The following is a 20563-nucleotide window of genomic DNA, read 5'->3' on the forward strand; positions in this document are numbered from 1 at the left end:
TTCATGGAAGAGAAACATCACAGCTCCGTCGGCATCCAGGTGGACGAACACGGCATGCACCTGCCGGCGCGCACGTCGGTGTCGCGGCGCGGGCGGATCGTACTGATCGTGATCGGCGTGCTGCTGGCCGCGGGCGCCGCACGCACGATCGTCGTCAACGTGCTGAACCGCAGCCGGCTCGACGCGGTGGCGGAGCAGAACACGCGCCAGTACGTAAACGTCGTGCATCCGGTCGATGCGGCCACCGGCGGCAAGCTGACCCTGCCCGGCACGCTGCGCGGCTTCGTCGAGGCGCCGATCTTTGCGCGTGCGAGCGGCTACGTGCTGCGCTGGCAGGCCGACATCGGCGCGCACGTGAAGCAGGGTCAGGTGCTCGCCGAACTCGATACGCCCGAGCTGAACCAGGAACTCGCGCAAGCCACCGCGCAGCGCCAGCAGGCGCAGGCCGCGCTCGCGCTCGCGAAGACGTCGTTCGACCGCGCGCAGCAGCTGCGCCAGCGCGATGCGGTGTCCCAGCAGGAACTCGACGACCGGCAAGGCGCGTTCAACCAGGGCACCGCGAACCTCGCAGCGGCCGATGCGAACATGCGCCGGCTCACCGAACTGAAGGGCTTCCAGCGCATCGTCGCGCCGATCGACGGGATCGTCACGCAGCGCAACGTCGACGTCGGCGACCTCGTCAATTCCGGCAACGCGGGCCGCTCGCTGTTCACGGTCGTGCAGGCCGACCGGCTGCGCCTCTACGTGCAGGTGCCGCAGGCGTACGCGCAGCAGGTGAAGGTCGGCCAGCACGTGAGCGTCGCGCAGGCCGAACTGCCCGGCCAGACCTTCGACGGCACGATCACGCGCACGTCCCAGGCAATCGACGTGGCGACGCGCTCGCTGCAGATCGAGATCACGCTGCCGAACCCGGACGGCCGGCTGCTGCCCGGCGCCTACGTGCAGGCGACGCTGCCGATGACGCCGGTCGGCCGCCTGCAGATTCCGGCCAACACGCTGCTGTTCCGCGCCGAAGGGCCGACGGTCGCGACCGTCGACGCGAACGGCCAGGTGCGCCTGAAGGCGGTGACGGTCGTGCGCACGATCGGGCAGACGCTCGAAGTCGACGGCCCGCTCACGCCGACCGACCGCCTCGTCGCGAACCCGAGCGACGCGCTCGCGAACGGCGACACGGTCGTCGTGCAGGCACCGCCGGCCGTGAAGCCGGCCTCCGCGGTCGCGGGAGCGAAGTCGTGAGCGCGATGCGCGCCCGCCTGCGCCCCACGGCCGTCGTGACCGTCGTGACCGTCGTCGCGGTGGCAGCCCTCGCCGGCTGCACGGTCGGCCCCGACTACCGGCGCCCCGCCGTCGAGACGCCGGCCGCGTGGCGGCTCGACCCGGCCGATGCGTACTGGCGCCCGGCCGCGCCGGCCCGTGCGCCGCTCGATCCGGCCTGGTGGACCGCGTTCGGCGACGCGCAGCTCGACGCGCTGGAAGCCGACGCGCTGCGCAACAACCAGAACCTCAAGGCCGTCGCCGCGCGCTACGACCAGGCGAAGGCGACGCTCGCGTCGGTCGCGTCCGCGCAGTATCCGGCCGTCGGCCTGAACGCGAGCGGCCAGCGATTCAGGATTTCCGCCGACCGGCCGCAGACCAACTACGCGACGACGAGCATGTCGACCGTGCAGAACGAGATCCAGGTCGGCGCGAGCGTCAGCTACGAACTCGACCTGTTCGGCCGCGTGCGGCGCAGCGTCGAATCCGCGCAGGCCAGCTCCGAACAGGCACGCGACGATTTCGCGAACGCGCGCCTCGTGCTCACCGCCGATCTCGCGTCGAGCTACTTCGCGCTGCGCGAGCTCGACACCGAGATCGACGTCGTCAAGCGTTCGATCGACCTGCAGCAGAAGGCGCTCGACTACGTGAGCGCGCGTCACGACCTCGGCGCCGTATCCGGCCTCGACCTGCTGCAGCAGCGCTCGCAGCTCGATGCGACGCGCACGCAGGCGCAGCTGCTGATCCAGCAGCGCGCGCAGGTCGAGACGGCGATCGCGACGCTGGTCGGCACGCCGGCCCCCGCGTTCTCGCTGCCGCCGCGCGTGGTGCCGATCAACGCGCCCGCGCTGCCGACCGGGATGCCGAGCGACCTGCTGCAGCGGCGCCCCGACGTCGCGTCGGCCGAGCGGGCGATGGCCGCCGCGAACGCGCAGATCGGCGTCGCGCGCGCCGCGTATTTCCCGCGCATCGCGCTGTCGCCCGACATCGGCTGGGACGCGACGCGCTTCTCGGGCCTGTTTACCGTGCCGGCGCTGCTGTGGTCGGTCGGCGCGTCGGTCAGCCAGCCGCTGTTCGAAGGCGGCAAGCTGAAGGCCGGCGTCGATTTCGCGCAGGCCGGCTACGTGGCGGCGCAGGCCAGTTACCGGCAGACCGTGCTCACCGCGTTCCAGGAGGTGCAGAATGCGGTGACGGGCCTGTCGGTGCTGGCGCAGGCCGCGCAGCAGGCGTCTGCCGCCGTCGACGACGCGCGCAAGCTCGTGTCGCTCGCGCAGGACCGCTATGCGGGCGGCCTGACGCCGTTCATCGACGTGCTGACGGCCCAGCAACAGTTGCTGACGAGCGAGCGTCAGGCCGTGCAGATCCAGGGCCAGCGCGCGGCACTCGTCGTGTTTCTCGCGAAGGCGCTCGGCGGCGGCTGGGACAGCGGCGCGACGAACGGCCCCGCACCGACCGACGTCGCGACGGCCGGCCCGCAGCCCGCCGCGGGCGTCGGCCCCTAACCCGGTTACGCGAACCAAGCCTATGAAAGTCCTGATCGTCGAAGACGAACCGAAAGTCGTCGAATACCTGAAGAGCGGCCTGACCGAGGAAGGCTGGGTCGTCGACACCGCGCTCGACGGCGAGGACGGCGCGTGGAAGGCCGTCGAATTCGACTACGACGTGGTCGTGCTCGACGTGATGCTGCCGAAACTCGACGGCTTCGGCGTGCTGCGCGCGCTGCGCGCGCAGAAGCAGACGCCGGTGATCATGCTGACCGCGCGCGACCGCGTCGACGACCGCGTGCGCGGGCTGCGCGGCGGCGCCGACGACTACCTGACCAAGCCCTTCTCGTTCCTCGAACTGATCGAGCGGCTGCGCGCGCTCACGCGCCGCGCGCGCGTGCAGGAATCGACGCTGATCTCGATCGGCGACCTGCGCGTGGACCTGATCGGCCGCCGCGCGACCCGCGACGGCACGCGCCTCGATCTCACCGCACAGGAATTCCAGCTGCTCGGCGTGCTCGCGCGGCGCAGCGGCGAGGTGCTGTCGAAAACGACGATCGCCGAGCTCGTGTGGGACGTGAACTTCGACAGCAACGCGAACGTCGTCGAGACGGCGATCAAGCGCCTGCGCGCGAAGCTCGACGGCCCGTTCGCGGAGAAGTTGCTGCACACGATCCGCGGCATGGGCTACGTACTCGAGGCGCGCGAGGACGCCGACAGCGAGAGGCACGCATGAAACGCTCGATCACCCTGCGTCTGTCGGCGATGTTCGGCATCGTGTCGCTGCTCGTGTTCACGCTGGTCGGCTGCGGGCTGTTCGTGATGATGGAGCGCCAGCTGTTCGCCGAACTGCGCGCGACGATCGACACGCGCGCGAAGGTCGCGCAGATGATCGTGTCGCATGCGACGACGGCCGTGCGCGGCCGCCTGATGCAGGAGAAGCTCGCCGACCTCGAACCGCCCGACGGATCGACGCGCTACCAGATCGAGAGCCCCGACCCCGACTTCCGCTTCGGCCACCCGGTCGACGGCGTGCCCGTCGGGGAACCGTTCGGTGCGTTCCAGCAGTACGCGCTCAACCACAGCAGCTACGACGTGATGACGAAGACCGTCCCGATTGCAGGCAGCGGCGAACGCCCTAACCTGAAGCTGATCGTCGCGTCGTCGTGCGAGCGCACGCAGCGGATGCTGCGCCATTTCGTGTGGACGCTCGCCGCGCTGATCGCGATCGCCACCGTGATCACGCTGCTGCTGGGCCGCGCGGTCGCGCGCTTCGGGCTCGCGCCGCTCGAACGGCTGTCGCAGGATGCGGCGGCCGTCAGCGCCACCAACCGCCGCCAGCGGCTGCAGACCGACGCGCTGCCCACCGAGCTGCGCGATCTCGCCGCGTCGTTCAACGGCGCGCTCGAGCGCATCCAGCAGACCTATGCGCGGCTCGAGGCGTTCAACGCGGACGTCGCGCACGAGCTGCGCACGCCGATCAGCATCCTGATCGGCCAGACCCAGGTCGCGCTGACGAGCCGCGACCGTTCGGTCGACCGGATGCGCCAGACGCTGCAGTCGAACCTCGAAGAGTTCGAACGGCTGCGCGTGATCATCAACGACATGCTGTTCCTGTCGCGCAGCGATCGCGGCGAACGCGCGACCGACCTGAAGCACGTGTCGCTCGCCGACGAAGTGCGGCGCATGCTCGACTTCCTCGAGATTCCGCTCGACGAAGCGAAGCTGCGCGCCGAACTGCACGGCGATGCGCGCGCGGCCGTCGACCCGTCGCTGTTCCGCCGCGCGATGACCAACCTGCTGATCAACGCGATCCAGCATTCGGCGCCGGGCGCGACGCTGAACGTGACGATCACGCGCCGCGACACGCTCGTCGACGTGTCGGTCGCGAACCCCGGCGAGCCGATCGATCCCGTGCAGCGCTCGCACGTGTTCGAGCGCTTCTACCGGCTCGAGGAAGCGCGCGCGAACAGCAAGGAGAATCACGGGCTCGGGCTGTCGATCGTCAAGGCGGTTGCGGAGATGCACGGCGGCAGCGTGTTCGTCGCGTGTTCGGGCGGTGTCAATACGTTCGGCTTCTCGGTGTCGACTCAACCCTGCGGCGGCAGACCGCTGCGCGCGCCCGATGCCGGCGACCCGCAAGGCCTGCAGCCCGCGCACGCACCGCGCGCATTGCACTGACGGCGGTCGCCCCGCCGAGGGCAGTTTTCTTCAATACGGGCCTGCGCCGCTTCTTTAGTCTCGATGCGACTTTGACATTCGCATGGAGGCACCTGATGAGCATGCTGGTTTCGATGGCCGCGTTCGCGCTGGCGTCGTCGATCACCCCCGGTCCCGTCAATATCGTCGCGCTCAGCGCGGGCGCGCGCCACGGTCTCGGCGCAAGCCTGCGCTATGCGGCCGGCGCGACGCTCGGCTTCGTCGCGCTGTTCCTGCTGATTGGCCTCGGGCTACACGCGGCGCTCGCGCGCTGGCCGATGCTGACCACGACCACCCAATGGGCGGGGATCGCGTTCCTGCTTTACCTCGCGCTGCGGCTCGCGCTCGACGACGGCCGGTTGTCGGCCGATCCCGACGCACGGAATGCGGCCGGTCCATCGGCCGCGGCCGGTGCGGCGATGCAATGGCTGAATCCGAAAGCGTGGCTCGCGTGCGTGGCAGCGATGGGCGCGTATGCGGCCGACGGCGACCGCGCGCAGGTGTGGCAATTCGCGGCGCTCTATCTGGTGATCTGCTTTGCGTCGATCGCGTGCTGGGCGTATGCGGGTGCGTCGCTGCGACACCGGCTCGCGAATGCCCGGCGGATGCGGCTGTTCAACCGCGCGATGGCGCTGCTGCTTGCAGGCAGCGCGCTTTATCTGCTCGATATCTAGCGTCGTTGCTTCGGTGTGTGAGGTCGCTGCGGATGCCGCCGGTGGTCGATGGCGGTGGTCGATGGCGGCGGTCGTCGTCGGCAAGCGGTGTGCGGTGCCGGCACCGCCTAACGTTTACCGTTCAGCTCGCGGCGCTTCGATACTGCCCCGGCGTGGCGGCCGCGATACGCCGGAACGCGCGCTGGAAATGCGCCTGGTCGGCAAAGCCCGCATCGAGCGCGACGTCGGCGATCGGCCTGCCGCGGCGCAACTCCGCCCGACCGTACTGCACGCGCCGATCGATCAGGAACGCATGCGGCGTCATCCCGTAGCGAGCGTTGAACGCGCGGATAAGGTACGACGGCGACAGGTCGGCGGCCGCGCAGATCGCATCGAGCGTGACGGCCTGACGGCAATGCGCGGCGATGTAGTCGGCCGCCCGCGCGAGCTTCGCATTGTCGACGCCGCGTCGTGCAGCGCCGGGCAGTTCGCGATCGAGCGCACCGTGCAGCCGCGTGAAGAATTCGACGGCCGCGCTTTCCTTGCCGAGCGGATCGACGCCGGGCGCGACGAGCGTGCGGTAGAAGCGGCCGAATTGCGCGAACAGGTCGCGCCGTTCCGTCAACTTCGGCGAAAACCCGTGAAAATCGCTGTTCGGATCACGCCCAAGCGAATGCTGCAGATGCGCGAGCCACGGCACGTCCACGTAGACCATCCGGTACGCCCATGCGTCGGGGCCGTACGGATTGCATGCATGCACCTGCTCCGGATCGATGATCACGAGCACGCCGCGCCCGACATGCTCTTTCGTCGCCCCGTTCAGGTAGGTACTCGTGCCGCCGACGATCGCGCCGAGCGAAAACGTGTCGTGTGTGTGCTTCGCGTAACAGATCGTTCGCCCGTCGTCGACGGTGCGCGCCTCAATAAACGGCAGCGCGGCGTCGCGCCAGAACGGCGACGGCACGGCGAGGGTGTTGGCGGAACGGCTCACGCGACAGGCTCCCGGATCGGACGGCGAACGCACACCGTACAAGACTGCTCGGCACGATGCAACAGCGAGCCGACGCTTCCTGCCCGAATCGCCTAAGCTTTGAATTCCGGCCGCCGCGGCAGACGCGGCGGATTCCGTTCCCTCTCGTTCCCTCTTCCAACCGGTACGCTCATGCACATCGATCTGACAGGCAAGACCGCGGTCGTCACCGCTTCCACCGCAGGCATCGGGCTGGCGATCGCCGAAGGGCTCGCGCACGCAGGCGCACGCGTCGTCATCAACGGACGCAGCGACAAGTCGGTCGAAGCCGCGCTCGCGCTGCTGCGCACCGCGGTACCCGACGCGAACGTCGACGGCGTCGCCGCCGACCTGTCCGACGCCGCCGGCGCCGTGCGCATCACGCAGCACACGCCCGAGGCCGACATCCTCGTCAACAACGCGGGCATCTACGGGCTGAAGGCATTCTTCGACATCGACGACGACGAATGGACGCACTACTTCCAGATGAACGTGATGTCCGGCGTGCGTCTCGCGCGGCATTACCTGAAGGGCATGCTCGAGCGCAACGCGGGCCGCATCGTGTTCATTTCGTCGGAATCGGGGCTAAACATCCCGGTCGACATGATTCACTACGGGTTCACGAAAACCGCGCAACTGGCGATCGCGCGCGGGCTCGCGAAGGTCGCGGCCGGGACTAACGTGACGGTCAATTCGGTGCTGCCGGGGCCGACGATGTCGGAAGGCGTGCGGGCGATGCTGAAAGCGACGGCCGACGAAACGGGTCGCAGCATCGACGACGTCGCGGTGGATTTCGTGCGCAGCCAGCGCGCGAGCTCGATCATCCAGCGGCCGGCGACGACGGAGGAAGTCGCGAATCTCGTCGTGTACGTGTGCTCGCCGCAGGCGTCGGCGACAACAGGCGCGGCGTTGCGCGTCGACGGCGGCGTGGTCGATACGATCGCGTAGGAGTAACGGGTGCTTGTGGTGGCATCGGAGCGGCGGGTCAATCCAAGAATTGCTTTGCCACGCCGCTGCCGCCGTACGCCGGCCGACCGGGCGGGCGTTAAACACTGGCCCGCGGGGGGAGGATTTTCGTCGGCGCGAACTTGTACCCCATCCTGAACGGCAGCCGGAATGTCAATTGCGCGAGACCGAGATATAGAGACCATAAAAAAATTACCGAATCGGGAATCAGAAACTTAATTTCCAATACATCACCTTGCATGACATTGCTGAACATCGAATTTCGGAAGATACGCTATATCAAATGAACTAGACCTCTTCTCCACCACATCAATCACATCAACTCCAAATTGATTGCTCACTACTATATATTTTTTGTCGACACTAAAGGCAGCATCATAAACGGCACCACCGTACACCTGACTTTCGATAATTTCTATTTTTGACCCCAATGAAAATACAGATATATGCATCACCTGGGGATAACTTACATCAATCTTGTTGGGCAGTCCAAATACAACCAACATCGAGTTATCAAGACTAAATACCCCTCCATGAATGGCATGCCCTACCCTTTGCAGACCCGAAATTTTTACCGTCTTTTTCTATTGCCATTCGACCACGAACGACATCGGTCGCCAAATAACGCCCATCACACGAACTGACAACTTCCGCACTCACGTCACCGAGAGATATTAAAAGCAAAATCAAAGAAGAATATTTTCTCACACCACATCCCATAGCACTTGATATGCATCTTTCATCTCACACCAATACAAAGGAGGACTTTTTGCATCATACGGATTGGCCATTTTAGTTACTGCTAGCCGCTTGAACTCGGAGTCGCTTGGCAAGCTTACATTTCCGCCTTGAAAACCGCAACCCCAAAAGAGGCGCCGGGCGATTTAATTTCCACACCCCTACATCTACAATATAAAACCCAAAACGACTAGAGACAAGTATCGATTCTTGATTGGAGCCAATCGCAACATCACATATCCCGCCATCTATGCCCACCTCATAATCAAACGCAACCTCGACTTTAGCATATAAATAGAAATAAAATCTGCCTGCGACCCACGAAGGTCTACTGCACTTCTATCCAGCAGAGCGACAAGCCATCGACGCCATATTGTTCAATAACTCTTCCCATAACCCGAGGCATCTTCAATGTTCCGGTATCGCCCACCAACTCTTTTTTACCGATATCGAGCAAAAATGACCAACAACCCTCTCCTAATTACTTGGTTACTTCACCGGAGATAAGTTGGGATATTTTTTCTCGAGCACCTTACGAATCGACTCAGCATCTTTGTAACGCGCATGAATGGAGCGCCCATCAGCGAGATCGCATTCACATTGATCCAAGAAAGGTGCACTGGCATCACTTTGCAGCGCAGCAAAAACAACCCCCGTTCGAGGGTCACCGATAAGTTTGTAGATATAACCGTCATAGTACTCCCCACCATAATCGTAATGATTAAGCGGTGTTCGCACCAAAATAACCACCCTCTTATCTTCTCGATCTCGCCCAAAATTCACAAAAAACACATCAGATATTTCCGGGGCCCCATCATCTTTCAAATAGCGATCAAATAATACGTCATGCCAAACGCGGCTTTCATCAGCAAACAGCATATGCGCATCAAGTATATATGGTCTATTATCTTTAGAATAACCAGGCACCTTAGATGTGTTCGCCACAAAATAAATATACACCCCTTGCATCACAGGACCAGCATCAACAAGCGGCGACTGCAATTTATGATTTTCGTCAGCACGAGCCTTCACCGCATCCTGAACGGCGGAGGGGATGGCGGCGCGAGACCAAGGTGTGGACAACAAAAAAAATATCAGAAATGAGATGCTAAATGCAAAAAATCGTTGTTCACGCATAACAGTCAACCCTCGCTCAACGAAAAACTCCCGAGCACCGCAAAGATATTACCTCTCCAAGATCAAATCGCAATCACCCCTCCTCTTGACGCCTTAAATTTGTTTCTGCTACAAAGTTTGACGCATCATTAAGGAAAAAATATGCATAACGAAAAAACTGTTGACGCGCAGGCAATCCACCAGCACCTCCTACCAAGCGAAAACATGCCTTGACGTCAAAATCGCCAGCACCTTTGTCGGCCTTTTTGTCAATTCGAGTTCTGACCCAGAAATAGCCAGCAGAATCCGCAGCCACTTCGGCATCACTTTGAAGAAGAAGTGGATTAGGATCACTCGTAAAATCCCTGGCACAGGGTGGTCTCAAGAATCAAGTGCAACGTTTAGCCAATCCGGCGGCAGTCAATTCCATCGCCATAGCCTCTTCAGGGGTTTTCCAGTTGAGGGTTTGGCGAGGGCGGCCGTTCATCAGTTTGGCAATGTCGTTCAATTGCATCTGGGTGACGCCTGACAGGTCGGCCCCCTTGGGCAGAAACTGGCGCAGCAGGCCGTTGGTATTTTCGTTGCTGCCCCGTTGCCAAGGGGCGTAGGGATCTGCGAACCAGATGTCCAGATTCAGTCGTTCAGCCAGCTCGACATGACAAGTCATTTCCGATCCACGATCGTACGTCAGGCTCTCACGCAGAAAGGCCGGGAGCTTCTTCATCTGGCGCGTGAACCCCTCCAGTGCGTCCTGGGCCGTACACCCATCCATGCGGCACAGCACGACGAACCGGGTCTTGCGCTCGACCAAGGTACCGACGCAGGAGCGATTGAAGGCGCCTTTGATGAGATCGCCTTCCCAATGACCGGGCCATTGGCGCGTTTCGATTGCCTCGGGTCGATGGATGATGCGCAGTTCTTCCGGTACAAAGCTCTTGCGGGCCAACGTCTTGCGCGCGTTGCCGCGCACCGGCTTGTTCTGGCGCAGGGCCTCGATCATCGCCTGCTTCAAGCCGCCGCGGGGATGGGTATAAATCGCCGCGTAGATCGTTTCATGACTGACGCGTTGCTCGGGATTATCTGGATGCATCTCGCGAAGTTTGGCAGCAATTTGCTGCGGCGACCAGCGCCGATAAACCAGGTCGTGATGCACTTGCCAGTACAGCGCGCTTCCTGTTGCCAGCTTCGCCGGACGCCGACTTCGCTCGCGGCGCGCCCGGTAGGCTCTAGCCGCGCTCGTGGCGTCATAACAGCGAGACGATTCCGTACGATTGCGTGCCAGTTCTCGCGTGATCGTCGACGCGCTGCGACCAAGCAGCCTTGCAATCGCCCTGACGCTCGTGTTTCTGGTCCTCTCGATCATGATCGCCGCGCGCTCTTCGGCGCTCAGATGCTGGTATTTCGTCATTGCAACACCCTACCTCATCCAAGGTGTTGCACTTGAAACTAGAGTCTAAGCAGTACTCGCCATATTCCCGATAACCCTTTCTCCAAGTTAGATGAATTAACCCACGCCCACAGAAACGCGGGCCGTCGCCTAGTTTTATATTCTCGCCAGCAATCGCTTTACTCTGAACCTCCGCGGGTCGCTGAGCTATGTATGTTGCGCGATCCCTGCCTTTCAAGAAGCCAAGCCTGCCCAGCCACGCATTCTTATTATCAAAATCGAAGGCCGCATCACTCGCAGAGTAGCTCTCGTACATTTTTCGAAAATATTCCGCATTGCCATTCTCTCTTGTCGAGCATAGTGCACCTGTTTCTTTTAATACCTGACCGAGAAAATGCGCCCTTCGAAGACTGCCATTTCCCAACCCGTATTTACGATACACATGATTGAGCGCCAACCACATCCGCCGAGGCGACTCCCCCCGAGCATCGCTGTTTCCTTCTGTAAATCGCTTATTACTCTCCGCCCATGAAATATCGCCGCCGGCGTCGGGCATTGAACTACGAGGAAGCAGTTGAATTTGCTCTCTCAAATCCAACCAGCCGCATCGTCTGAAGTGACGAATGAACTCAAGCGGATGAAAAAACCACAGCTTCTGCCCTGCTGGAATCCCCGTTTTGTCCCAAAACTGAACTTCCTTCAGGTACTTGAGGAAATCCCTGTAGCCCTTCTCGTTACCGTGGTAAAAGCCGCCCTCATCGAGCAGCCTCGCATAGCGTCCCTCGTTGTTCGTGCTATCCCACTCACTCGGCGCGTGACAGACAAGGCCGCGCAACTGCCGCCGTACCGGGGCAGTCGACAGCACTCTGATCTTGTGAGCTTCCGGCGCCTCCCCTGTCACCGCTGGCACTTCGTGCGAAGCAGCATCGTTCAGCATTTTCTTCAGCGCATCCACATCGCACAGTCCGTCACTGCTGAACGGCGTATTGCCCTCACTGACTTTCTGCCAACCCACAGAAGACAGGAAGTCCGCGTCGGAGAACTTGTGGATGCTTGAATCATTGATATCGATGTAGCCAGCCTTGTCTGCCGCCCAGTTGACCTGCATCCACGTCGCGCGCGCATTTGCCGCCAGAGTCTGGGACGGCGACAGGATGCGGCCAAAGCGCAGCAGCTCGTAGCCATCGCTTGGACAAGGCGGATAAAGCGCCGTCGCACGCTTGTACAGATCGTATTCGTAGTCCTTTTCCTCGACGGGTTGCGGCGTGAGCAGCGTGCGAGTGCCGTCTTGCGCCAGACTCCAGACATTGGTGTATTTCGAGCCGACGCTGAAGTAGGTCTCAACGAGCAACGGCAGGGAGTTTGAGCCCTCTTGACCGGGCTTGAATTCAATCCCATGCAACTTGTTGCGGGCATCGGCCTTCTCAGGCAAACGGCGAAACCTGCTGCCTGCCGGAATGACGAAATACGCATGCCCCCACCAGTCCGTTCCGGTTGGCGGGTTGGGCGTGCCGTTACCCAGCTGCGTACGCCCGAAATACGCGTCGAAATCCTTCGGCAACATGAAGATCTCGAAATGCAAATGCGGCATACCCTCATATTCGCCACGCCACCCCAACACATCCTTGCGCCGAACCTTCTTGCCCTCCCCGGAGACCGCCGGCGTCACCTCCCCCTTGTTCACCGAACCGGTCGGCATGCGCAGGAACTCGGGCATATCCTTGGCGTTCGCACTGTGCTGCTGATACTCGGCCAGCGGCAGCAGATGCATGTACAGCGAATAGAACGTCAGCGTGCGGCCTTCTCCAGTCTCGGTCGTATGCTTGAGCAACACAAATCCCGTATGGCTCACGCCGCCGTCAACCCCATGCTGACAAACGCGATAGGCAACGACCTCGCCGTCGGCAATCGCGTGCACCTTGCCCTTCGTATCGGGCTGAAGATGCACGCCGCAATGCCAGCGCCGATCAAACGCAATCGGATAGACGCCGTGGTCACATTCGAACTTGTCCACCGCATCCATCATCGGATCGGGGTTCGCACCGGTCGGGACCGCGAGACCGGCTTTGGGCAGAAACGGCGGGCTGATAATCATGATCGTTATTGTGTGTGGCTGTATTTGGAGCTGGGCTGGTAGTCGCTCACCGGCAATTACGGCAGGCTGATGGACGTATTGCCGGGCTCTTCGAACGTGAACGAGGCCGCCCTGATACGGAATTCACCCAGACAGTCGAAAACGACGTTGCCGTTCTCGATGGTCATCGACGCGTCGCCGCTGGCCACCATCGCACTAGTTTTGGCGTTCACGAGCACATCCATATCGGGAAAACCGTGCCGTCGGATGTTCGCGAGTGAAACAGACCGGCAGAGAAACGTCTATGGGCCGGACGCCGATATGACGCGACGCTCCCATGCCGTCCGCGAGCAGCCGGTCATACGTATATGGGCAATCGTTATAGAAGGTTTCAGAATGATCGCGGCCACCGCAAAGCGGTGGCCGCGGCACGCGGGATCAAACGCGAAGTCTGTAGACGCGTCGATGGATTTCGTGCGCAGCGAGCACGCGACGTCGATCATCCGGCGGCCGGCGCAGCGGAAGGAAATCGCGAATCTGGTGGTGTACGTGTGCTCGCCGCAGGCTTCGGCGACGACGGACGCCGCGCAGTGCGCCGACGGCGGCGTGCTCGATACGATCGCTTGATGGCGCGGATGGCCCGAATGACGAGCACGGCAGGCGCGGCGACGCGCCTGCCGTGCTATCGGGAAGCGGCCTTGTCCGGCTGGAGCGTGCCCTTGCGATCGGCGTCCATGCAGGTATCGAAGCCGTGTTGCGTGACGACCCCGGCGTTGTCGAATACGACGAAGAAAGTGCGGTGATCGTTGCCGTGCTCGATGAAGTAGTTGTAGCAGACGCCGCTGCCGTTGCGGACCATCCATACGCTGCGCGGGTTGCCGCCCGCGCGGACGACGTCGGCACGGGTTGCACCGTGCCGCGACGCGGCCCTCGCCAGCGGCGTGCGCGAATACGAGAACGGCAGCCACGAGTCGAACCATGCGCAGCCATGCAGCATCAGGCAACTGGCGGCCAGCGACAGCGTCGCTGCGGGACGGGACATCGAAATCAATCGCATGCTTGGAGAAATCTGCTGCGCCCTGCCGGCGTGATCGAAAGCCTCATGCTACTCGACCTTTGGGTCCGGATCGAAAAGAAATGTTGAGACTTGTGTCCGATGCGCCGCATCGCGCCGGTCCGCCCGATTTCGATCGTCACGAATCGTTGGGCTACCGGGCGGATTCGCGCGCACGTGCGCATCGTTGCGCCGATGTGCCGAATCGGTGCAACGGCCGTCATCGTCATGCGACCCATTCGGCCCACAGCATCGTCAGCACCGTCATCAGCGCGGGGCCGACGAACAACCCGATCAGCCCGAACGTCTCGGCACCGCCCAGAATGCCGAACAGCACGAGCAGGAACGGCAAGCGGGTTGAACTGCCGATCAGCACCGGCCGCACGAAATGCTCGGCGACGAACACGACCACGAAGCCGACCGCCAGCACCACGACGGCCCACGCGGTCGCCCCCTGCACGAACAGCCAGAGCGCCGCGCCGCAGAATACGATCGGCGCGCAGAACGGTAGCATCGCGGCGACCGCCGTGACGAGACCGAGCAGCGTCGCGTGCGGCACGCCCGCGAGCGCATACGCGACGCCGAGAATGGCGCCCTCGCCCAACCCGACGACGACCAGTCCCGTTACCGTGCCGTACACGGCCGCGACCATCCGTTCGATCAGATCCGCACCACCGCGGCCGAACGCGCGCCGCGCGCCCTGCAGCAACGCGCCCGACAACTTGTGGCCGGCCCTAAGGATCACGAACAGCGTGACCAGCATGAAGCCAAACTCGAACAACGCATGCGCGAGCTTCGAGCCGAACTGCCGCCCGAATGCGATGAACTTCTCGCCGCTCGCACCGTGCATCGCGGTAGCCGCATGCAGCGGATGACCGAGATTGGCTTGCCACCAATCGGTGATCTGCGCGGCACCGTACGGCAGCCGACTGACGACGTCCGGCAACGGAATGCCGTTGTCCTGGATCGAGTGCAGCCACATGCGCAGGTCGTGCTCCTGCGAGATCGCCTGGCCGAGCGCGAGCGCGACCGGCAGCACGACCAGCAGCGAAACGCCCGCGGTAATCACGGTCGCGATCAGGGTCGGCCGGTCGCGAAACCAGCGGTCCGCTTCGAAACGTTTCAGCAACGGCCACAGCGCAATCGCAATCACGCAGGCCCACGCGATGGCGGGAAGGAAGTCGCGGATCACCCACAGCGCGAGCACCAGCAGCGCCGCATACAGCACGACGCGGGCGATCTGCTGCGCGCGCGGCCGCGCGGCGGAATCCTGGGACGGCGAGACATGTGCGCGCATGGCACCTCGGTCGAAATGAAAAAATGGCGGCTCGCGCAGGCCGGAAGCCTGTACGAACCGCCATTCTATCCATCGGCACCGCAACGGCATGCGCACGCCATGTCATGCATCGTCAAATGCGTGCCGCGAACGCCGCGCCGCCGCGCGATGCAAGCGGGCTCAGGCCACCTTGTCGGCGACGCGATAGCGTTCGAGCCAGTGCGCGTACGGCGCGGGCAGCGTCCACGACGGACGCTCGACGCCGAGCTGCCTGGCCGCGTAGTACGGCCAGTGCGGATCGGCCAGATGCGCGCGGCCGACCATCACGAGATCGAGCTGCTGCTCGGCGACAACGCGATTGGCGAGTTGCGGCGTGTCGATCCCCCATGCGGACGACACCGGCAGGCCGGTCTCGCGGCGCACGCGCTCCGCGACCGGTGCAAGGAACGCCGGGCCCCACGGAATCCGCGCGTCGGGCGTCGAGAAACCGACCGACACGCTCAGCATGTCGAGCCCTTCCTGCTTCATCCGCTGCGTGAGCGCGATCGATTCGGCGAGCGTTTCTTCATCGCGACCGTCGTATTCGATCACGCCAAGACGCGCCGTCAGCGGCAGGTGCTCCGGCCAGACCTGGCGGACGGCCTTCAGCGTGTCGACGAGGAAGCGGCCGCGGTTTTCGGCCGAACCGCCGTACGCGTCGTCGCGCTGGTTCGAATGCACGGAGAAGAAGCTCTGGCCGAGATAGCCGTGCGCGAAATGCAGTTCGAGCCATTCGAAGCCGAGGTCGCGGGCGCGCTTCGCCGATGCGACGAAGTCGGCCTGCACGCGGGCGATGTCGTCGAGCGTCATCGCGCGCGGCATCTTCGGCAGGTGCGCGCCGAACGGTACCGCCGACGGTGCGATGGTCTGCCAGCCGCGCGGATCGCCGTCGGCGATATGGTCGTCGCCTTCCCATGGACGGTTCGCGCTTGCCTTGCGGCCCGCATGCGCGATCTGGATGCCCGGCACCGCACCGGCCGCCTTGATCGCCGCGACCGACGGTGCGAACGCGGCGGCCTGCGCATCGGTCCACAGCCCGGCGCAGCCCGGCGTGATGCGGCCTTCCGGCGACACAGCCGTCGCCTCCGCGATCACGAGGCCCGCGCCGCCGCGCGCGATGCCGGCCAGATGCACGTGATGCCAGTCGTTGACGACGCCGTCTTCGGCGACGTACTGGCACATCGGCGGCACCGCGATGCGGTTGCGCAGCGTGACGTCCTTGAGTTTGAACGGTTCGAACAGGGCAGACATCCACCACTCCTTTGCTTGGTTCTACGAAACGACTGGATGAGCCGCCGAGCGGTACGCACGGCGGAGCGATTCAGGCGGTCGCCGGGCCGGTCGCGCCCGGTGACGCAAACGGCCTGGCGCCGGTCGCGCCGGCGCCGGGCCGGCTTACTGACGGCCGAGCTTCGCGAGCAGCGCCTCGGCAGCGGGTTCCGACGACGCGGGGTTCTGCCCCGTGATCAGCAGCCCGTCGGTAACGACGTGCGGCGCCCAGTCGGCGCTGCGCTCGAACTGCGCGCCGTTGGTCTTCAGCATGTCCTCGACGAGGAACGGCACCACTTCCGTCAGCTCGACGGCCGCTTCCTCGCTGTTGGTGAAGCCCGTCGCACGCTTGCCGCGCACGACCGATTCGCCGGTTTTCGGGTCCTTCACGTGGCGCAGCACGCCCGGCGCGTGGCACACGGCCGCGACCGGCTTGCCGGCCGACAGCGCGCGCTCGATCAGGCCGATCGAATGCAGATCCTCGGCGAGATCCCACAGCGGGCCATGCCCGCCCGGATAGAACACCGCGTCGTAATCGTCGGCCGACACGTCGGCCAGCTTGCGCGTGGCGGCAAGCTCGGCCTTGGCTGCCGGATCCGCATCGAAGCGGCGCGTCGCGTCGGTCTGCGCGGCCGGATCGCTGCTTTTCGGGTCGAGCGGCGGCTGGCCGCCCTTCGGCGATGCGAGCGTCAGCTCGACGCCCGCATCCTTGAACGCGTAGTACGGCGCGGCCAGTTCCTCGAGCCAGAAGCCGGTTTTCTTGCCGGTGTCGCCGAGCGTGTCGTGCGAGGTCAGGACAACCAGAATCTTCATGATCGGACACTCCTTCGAAATGGGGGAACGGGGCCGCGTCGGACGGCAGCCAGCGAGACGCACGCCGCGTGCCGGCGACGACGGTGCGCCTGCCGGTTAGTCCGCTGGCAAGCGTCAACGTGCCGCCCCGTATCGAAAATGTTGCTCGCCTCTATTAGACCAGTCGTCTAGAGGTGGCTCGAAAAAAAACGACGGCGTCTCCTGCACGGCCGGCATCGCGGCGCGAATTGGCATTTTCGCGTCCGGCTGAGTGCGGCAGGAAGCGGCGTCGCATTCATGAGACCGGATGATACCTCCCGATTAGACCGGTCGTCTAGTAACGTCGCATTCGGCCCTGTCGGTGTCATGGCTTTTGCGGCGGGCGCGCTGCGCAAGTCCGTTGCCGATCGCGCCCCGCACGCACGCACCGCCGCGATCGGCTAGCCTTGCAGCGGCCCGTCCGTATCGCCGGCCTCGATCACCGGCATCTCGAGTCGATGGCCGCGGACGCCGTCCGCGAGCAATCCCAGCATCAGGTCCGCCAGCGAACGTCCGGTCGCATGTCCGGTCGGCTGCACCACTGCCGTCACCCGATGCGGACGCGCGACGTCCGGCGGCACGCCGTCATAGACGATCAACGACATGTCGTGCCCCAGACGCACCCCGTTGTCGACCAGCGCGCGGAACGCGCCGCCGCCGGCGATATTGTTGTCGACGAGCAACGCCGTGGGCCGTTCGGTCCGCGCGAGCAACGTCTGCACGCCCTGCTGCCCACCGTCGCGCGTAAACGGACACTCGACGAGCAGCGCCGGATCGGCCTCGATGCCGGCCTCGCGCAGCGCCGCGAGATAGCCGGCACGACGCTGCATCGCGAAATTGAGCGACAGCGGCGCGCTGATCATCGCGATGCGCCGATGGCCGAAGCCGATCAGGCGCCGCACGGCATCGCGCGCGCCCGCTTCGTTGTCGAAATCGAACCATGCGTAGGGTTCGGCGGTTTGCGTGCGGCCATACGCGATGTACGGAAACGCGTTCGACCGCAGGTAGGCGATGCGCGGATCGTCGACCAGCGTGCGCGCGACGATCAGCCCGTCGACGAGCTTGCCGTCGACGAGCCGTCGATACGTGTCCAGCTCGGCGTTCGGCCGCGCGGCCGCGACGATGAAGTCGAGATTGCGCTCGGCGAGCCGCTCCGTGATGCCCGCGACGACTTCGCCGAAACGCGGATCGCCGAGGTCGCCCGCGCCGAACGGATACACGATGCCGATCGCATCGGAGCGCCCCGTCGCCAGCCGGCGGGCGGTCGGGTCCGCGACATAGCCGAGTTCGCGCGCGGCCTTCATCACGCGTTCGCGGGTCGCCTCGCTCACGTCGTCATAGCCGTTCAGCGCGCGACTGACCGTCGTGCGCGACAGCCCGAGCGCCTCCGACAGCGCCTTCAGATTCACCTTCACGTCGCTCCTCGCGTTGTGTTTTCCATCCGTCCGAGCCACTTTCTGGCAATTATTTCCGAACAGTAGTTATTACCGTCAAATATTTATCTTTTGACGTCCAAACCGGTTTGAAATAGCATCCAAACCGGTTTGGACATCGATGCCGCCGTCAGTCGTTCCCTTTCACCGTCAACGGAAAACAACGCCGACATGACTTACTTTCCTTTTTGCCGCGCGACCGCGGCCAAACGTTTGCTGTTCGCCGGCGCCGCACTGGCCGCCTTCTCGTCCGTTTCGCATGCGCAGACCGCCGGCGCTCCCGCGCCGACGCCTCACACGCAGCAGGCATACGACCCCGAAGGCAACTTCACGATGCGCTGGACCCGCGCGGACATCCGCCAGATCGTCGCGCAGTCGCATACGGCCGGCGCCGACAAGAACTCGCTGCCGCAAGCGCTGACGATGCCGGACATCCCGCAGGATTTCCCGCTGATCAATTCCAACGTGTGGGTGTGGGACACCTGGCCGCTGGCCGACCTGCGCGCGAACCAGCTCAGCTACAAGGGCTGGGAGGTGATCTTCTCGCTCACCGCCGATCCGCACGCGGGCTATACGTTCGATGACCGCCACGTCCACGCGCGCATCGGCTTCTTCTATCGCCGCGCGGGCATTCCCGCGTCGCAGCGGCCCGCGAACGGCGGCTGGACCTGGGGCGGCCATCTGTTCCCGGACGGCGCGAGCGTCAAGGTGTTCGGCACGTCGCCGATGACCAACAACGCCGAATGGTCGGGCTCGGCGCGCCTCACGCACGGCGACAACGTCAGCCTGTATTACACCGCGACGTCGTTCAACCGCTCGGCGCCGGGCGGTGCCGACATCACGCCGCCGCAGGCGATCATCACGCGCGCCGACGGCCATATCCACGCCGACGACAAGCACGTGTGGTTCAGCGGCTTCGACGATCACAAGGCGCTGCTGCAACCGGACGGCAACTACTACCAGACCGGCCAGCAAAATACCTACTTCTCGTTCCGCGATCCGTTCGTGTTCACCGATCCGGCGCACCCGGGCAAGACCTACATGGTGTTCGAAGGCAACACGGGCGGCCAGCGCGGCGCCCGGACCTGCACCGAGGCCGATCTCGGCTACGCGCCGAACGATCCGTACAAGGAAGACCTGAACGCCGTGATGAACTCGGGCGCAGTGTATCAAAAGGCCAATGTCGGCCTGGCGGTCGCGACGAACCCGCAACTCACGGAATGGAAGTTCCTGCCGCCGATCCTGTCGGCCAACTGCGTCGACGACCAGACCGAGCGCCCGCAGATCTATCTGAAGGACGGCAAGTACTACCTGTTCACGATCAGCCACCGCACGACGATGGCCGCGGGCGTCGATGGGCCGGACGGCGTCTACGGCTTCGTCGGCAACGGCATCCGCAGCGACTTCCTGCCGCTGAACGGCGGCAGCGGGCTCGTCCTCGGCAACCCGACCGACTTCTCCGCGCCGGCCGGCGCGCCGTATGCACAGGACCCGAACCAGAACCCGCGCGAATTCCAGTCGTATTCGCACTTCGTGATGCCGGGCGGGCTCGTCGAGTCGTTCATCGATGCGATCGGCCCGCGCCGTGGCGGCACGCTCGCGCCGACGGTGAAGGTCAACATCAATGGCACGTCGACGGCGGTCGACCGCACGTACGGACGCAGCGGCCTCGGCGGCTACGGCGACATCCCGTCGAACCTGCCGGCGACGGGCGACGGTCACAACGGCGGCCCCGGCACCCGGCCGTAACCATCACGGCGGCATAGCCTGTCCGTTTTGCA

At 64.0% G+C, this 20563-nt stretch carries 19 protein-coding genes and 1 pseudogene; 8 read left to right on the plus strand and 12 right to left on the minus strand.

All coding sequences use genetic code 11. From position 1 onward, the window contains the following. Positions 1-3 precede the first annotated feature (3 nt). From AC1Z3W_RS09925 to AC1Z3W_RS09945, 5 genes are all read left to right on the plus strand, one after another. Positions 4-1236 carry an efflux RND transporter periplasmic adaptor subunit gene (locus tag AC1Z3W_RS09925; protein ID WP_124831833.1) on the plus strand — a complete coding sequence of 411 codons (1233 nt, stop codon included), beginning with the start codon at positions 4-6 and terminating at the stop codon, positions 1234-1236. A gap of 5 nt (positions 1237-1241) precedes the next feature. Further along, complete coding sequence (locus AC1Z3W_RS09930; RefSeq protein WP_483507850.1) at positions 1242-2756, plus strand: efflux transporter outer membrane subunit; 1515 nt, start codon at positions 1242-1244, stop codon at positions 2754-2756. Between the two features lie 22 nt (positions 2757-2778). Beyond that, a complete protein-coding gene (locus AC1Z3W_RS09935; protein ID WP_057930191.1) occupies positions 2779-3474 on the plus strand; it encodes a heavy metal response regulator transcription factor in 696 nt (231 codons plus the stop codon). After that, a complete protein-coding gene (locus AC1Z3W_RS09940) occupies positions 3471-4919 on the plus strand; it encodes a heavy metal sensor histidine kinase (RefSeq protein WP_483507523.1) in 1449 nt (482 codons plus the stop codon). Before AC1Z3W_RS09935 ends, AC1Z3W_RS09940 begins: the two co-directional genes overlap by 4 nt. Positions 4920-5014: 95 nt before the next feature. Further along, a complete protein-coding gene (locus AC1Z3W_RS09945) occupies positions 5015-5611 on the plus strand; it encodes a LysE family translocator (protein WP_057930193.1) in 597 nt (198 codons plus the stop codon). A gap of 121 nt (positions 5612-5732) precedes the next feature. On the opposite strand, the gene AC1Z3W_RS09950 is transcribed toward AC1Z3W_RS09945, so the two are convergent. Continuing rightward, the gene (locus AC1Z3W_RS09950) at positions 5733-6581 is read right to left on the minus strand and encodes an AraC family transcriptional regulator (protein ID WP_483507524.1); all 849 of its coding nucleotides are present in this window, start codon (positions 6579-6581) and stop codon (positions 5733-5735) included. A 171-nt stretch (positions 6582-6752) separates the two neighbouring features. Here AC1Z3W_RS09950 and AC1Z3W_RS09955 point away from each other — a divergent pair, with 171 nt between their 5' ends. Next, complete coding sequence (locus AC1Z3W_RS09955; protein ID WP_057930195.1) at positions 6753-7547, plus strand: SDR family NAD(P)-dependent oxidoreductase; 795 nt, start codon at positions 6753-6755, stop codon at positions 7545-7547. Positions 7548-7795: 248 nt separating this feature from the next. Here AC1Z3W_RS09955 and AC1Z3W_RS09960 read toward each other — a convergent pair whose 3' ends face one another. The 6 genes from AC1Z3W_RS09960 to AC1Z3W_RS09985 form a co-directional block, all read right to left on the minus strand. After that, on the minus strand, positions 7796-8071 hold the full coding sequence (locus AC1Z3W_RS09960; protein ID WP_124835854.1) for a hypothetical protein: 276 nt from the start codon (positions 8069-8071) through the stop codon (positions 7796-7798). Positions 8072-8792: 721 nt separating this feature from the next. Then, on the minus strand, positions 8793-9440 hold the full coding sequence (locus tag AC1Z3W_RS09965) for a hypothetical protein (RefSeq protein WP_124835853.1): 648 nt from the start codon (positions 9438-9440) through the stop codon (positions 8793-8795). Between the two features lie 73 nt (positions 9441-9513). Continuing rightward, the gene (locus tag AC1Z3W_RS09970) at positions 9514-9804 is read right to left on the minus strand and encodes a hypothetical protein (protein ID WP_483507525.1); all 291 of its coding nucleotides are present in this window, start codon (positions 9802-9804) and stop codon (positions 9514-9516) included. A gap of 3 nt (positions 9805-9807) precedes the next feature. Further along, complete coding sequence (locus AC1Z3W_RS09975; RefSeq protein ID WP_483507851.1) at positions 9808-10782, minus strand: IS30 family transposase; 975 nt, start codon at positions 10780-10782, stop codon at positions 9808-9810. Further along, positions 10664-12901: a hypothetical protein gene (locus AC1Z3W_RS09980; protein WP_483507526.1), complete on the minus strand. Its 2238-nt coding sequence runs from the start codon at positions 12899-12901 to the stop codon at positions 10664-10666. Before AC1Z3W_RS09980 ends, AC1Z3W_RS09975 begins: the two co-directional genes overlap by 119 nt. Before the next feature lie 56 nt (positions 12902-12957). After that, positions 12958-13113, minus strand: a complete 156-nt coding sequence (locus AC1Z3W_RS09985; RefSeq protein WP_185734521.1) for a hypothetical protein — start codon at positions 13111-13113, stop codon at positions 12958-12960. Positions 13114-13330: 217 nt separating this feature from the next. Here AC1Z3W_RS09985 and AC1Z3W_RS09990 point away from each other — a divergent pair. Continuing rightward, positions 13331-13507, plus strand: a pseudogene (locus AC1Z3W_RS09990) (oxidoreductase); the annotation flags it as partial. A 55-nt stretch (positions 13508-13562) separates the two neighbouring features. Here AC1Z3W_RS09990 and AC1Z3W_RS09995 read toward each other — a convergent pair. From AC1Z3W_RS09995 to AC1Z3W_RS10015, 5 genes are all read right to left on the minus strand, one after another. Further along, positions 13563-13937 (minus strand): hypothetical protein, encoded by a 375-nt coding sequence (locus AC1Z3W_RS09995; protein WP_175824775.1) that lies wholly within the window; start codon positions 13935-13937, stop codon positions 13563-13565. 223 nt (positions 13938-14160) lie between these two features. Beyond that, positions 14161-15231 carry an AI-2E family transporter gene (locus AC1Z3W_RS10000; protein ID WP_057929822.1) on the minus strand — a complete coding sequence of 357 codons (1071 nt, stop codon included), beginning with the start codon at positions 15229-15231 and terminating at the stop codon, positions 14161-14163. A 159-nt stretch (positions 15232-15390) separates the two neighbouring features. After that, entirely contained in the window at positions 15391-16500 is a 1110-nt protein-coding gene (locus AC1Z3W_RS10005) for an NADH:flavin oxidoreductase/NADH oxidase (protein WP_124834163.1), read from the minus strand. 144 nt (positions 16501-16644) lie between these two features. Then, positions 16645-17331 carry a type 1 glutamine amidotransferase domain-containing protein gene (locus tag AC1Z3W_RS10010; RefSeq protein WP_483507527.1) on the minus strand — a complete coding sequence of 229 codons (687 nt, stop codon included), beginning with the start codon at positions 17329-17331 and terminating at the stop codon, positions 16645-16647. A gap of 419 nt (positions 17332-17750) precedes the next feature. After that, positions 17751-18764: a substrate-binding domain-containing protein gene (locus AC1Z3W_RS10015; RefSeq protein WP_483507528.1), complete on the minus strand. Its 1014-nt coding sequence runs from the start codon at positions 18762-18764 to the stop codon at positions 17751-17753. Positions 18765-18953: 189 nt separating this feature from the next. Between AC1Z3W_RS10015 and AC1Z3W_RS10020 the strand changes: the two genes are divergently transcribed. Then, positions 18954-20531, plus strand: coding sequence for a glycoside hydrolase family 68 protein (locus AC1Z3W_RS10020; protein ID WP_057929818.1), 1578 nt, complete (start codon positions 18954-18956; stop codon positions 20529-20531). The last annotated feature ends 32 nt before the right edge of the window (positions 20532-20563 follow it).

The sequence above is a fragment of the Burkholderia sp. 10_S31 genome, from assembly GCF_056930375.1.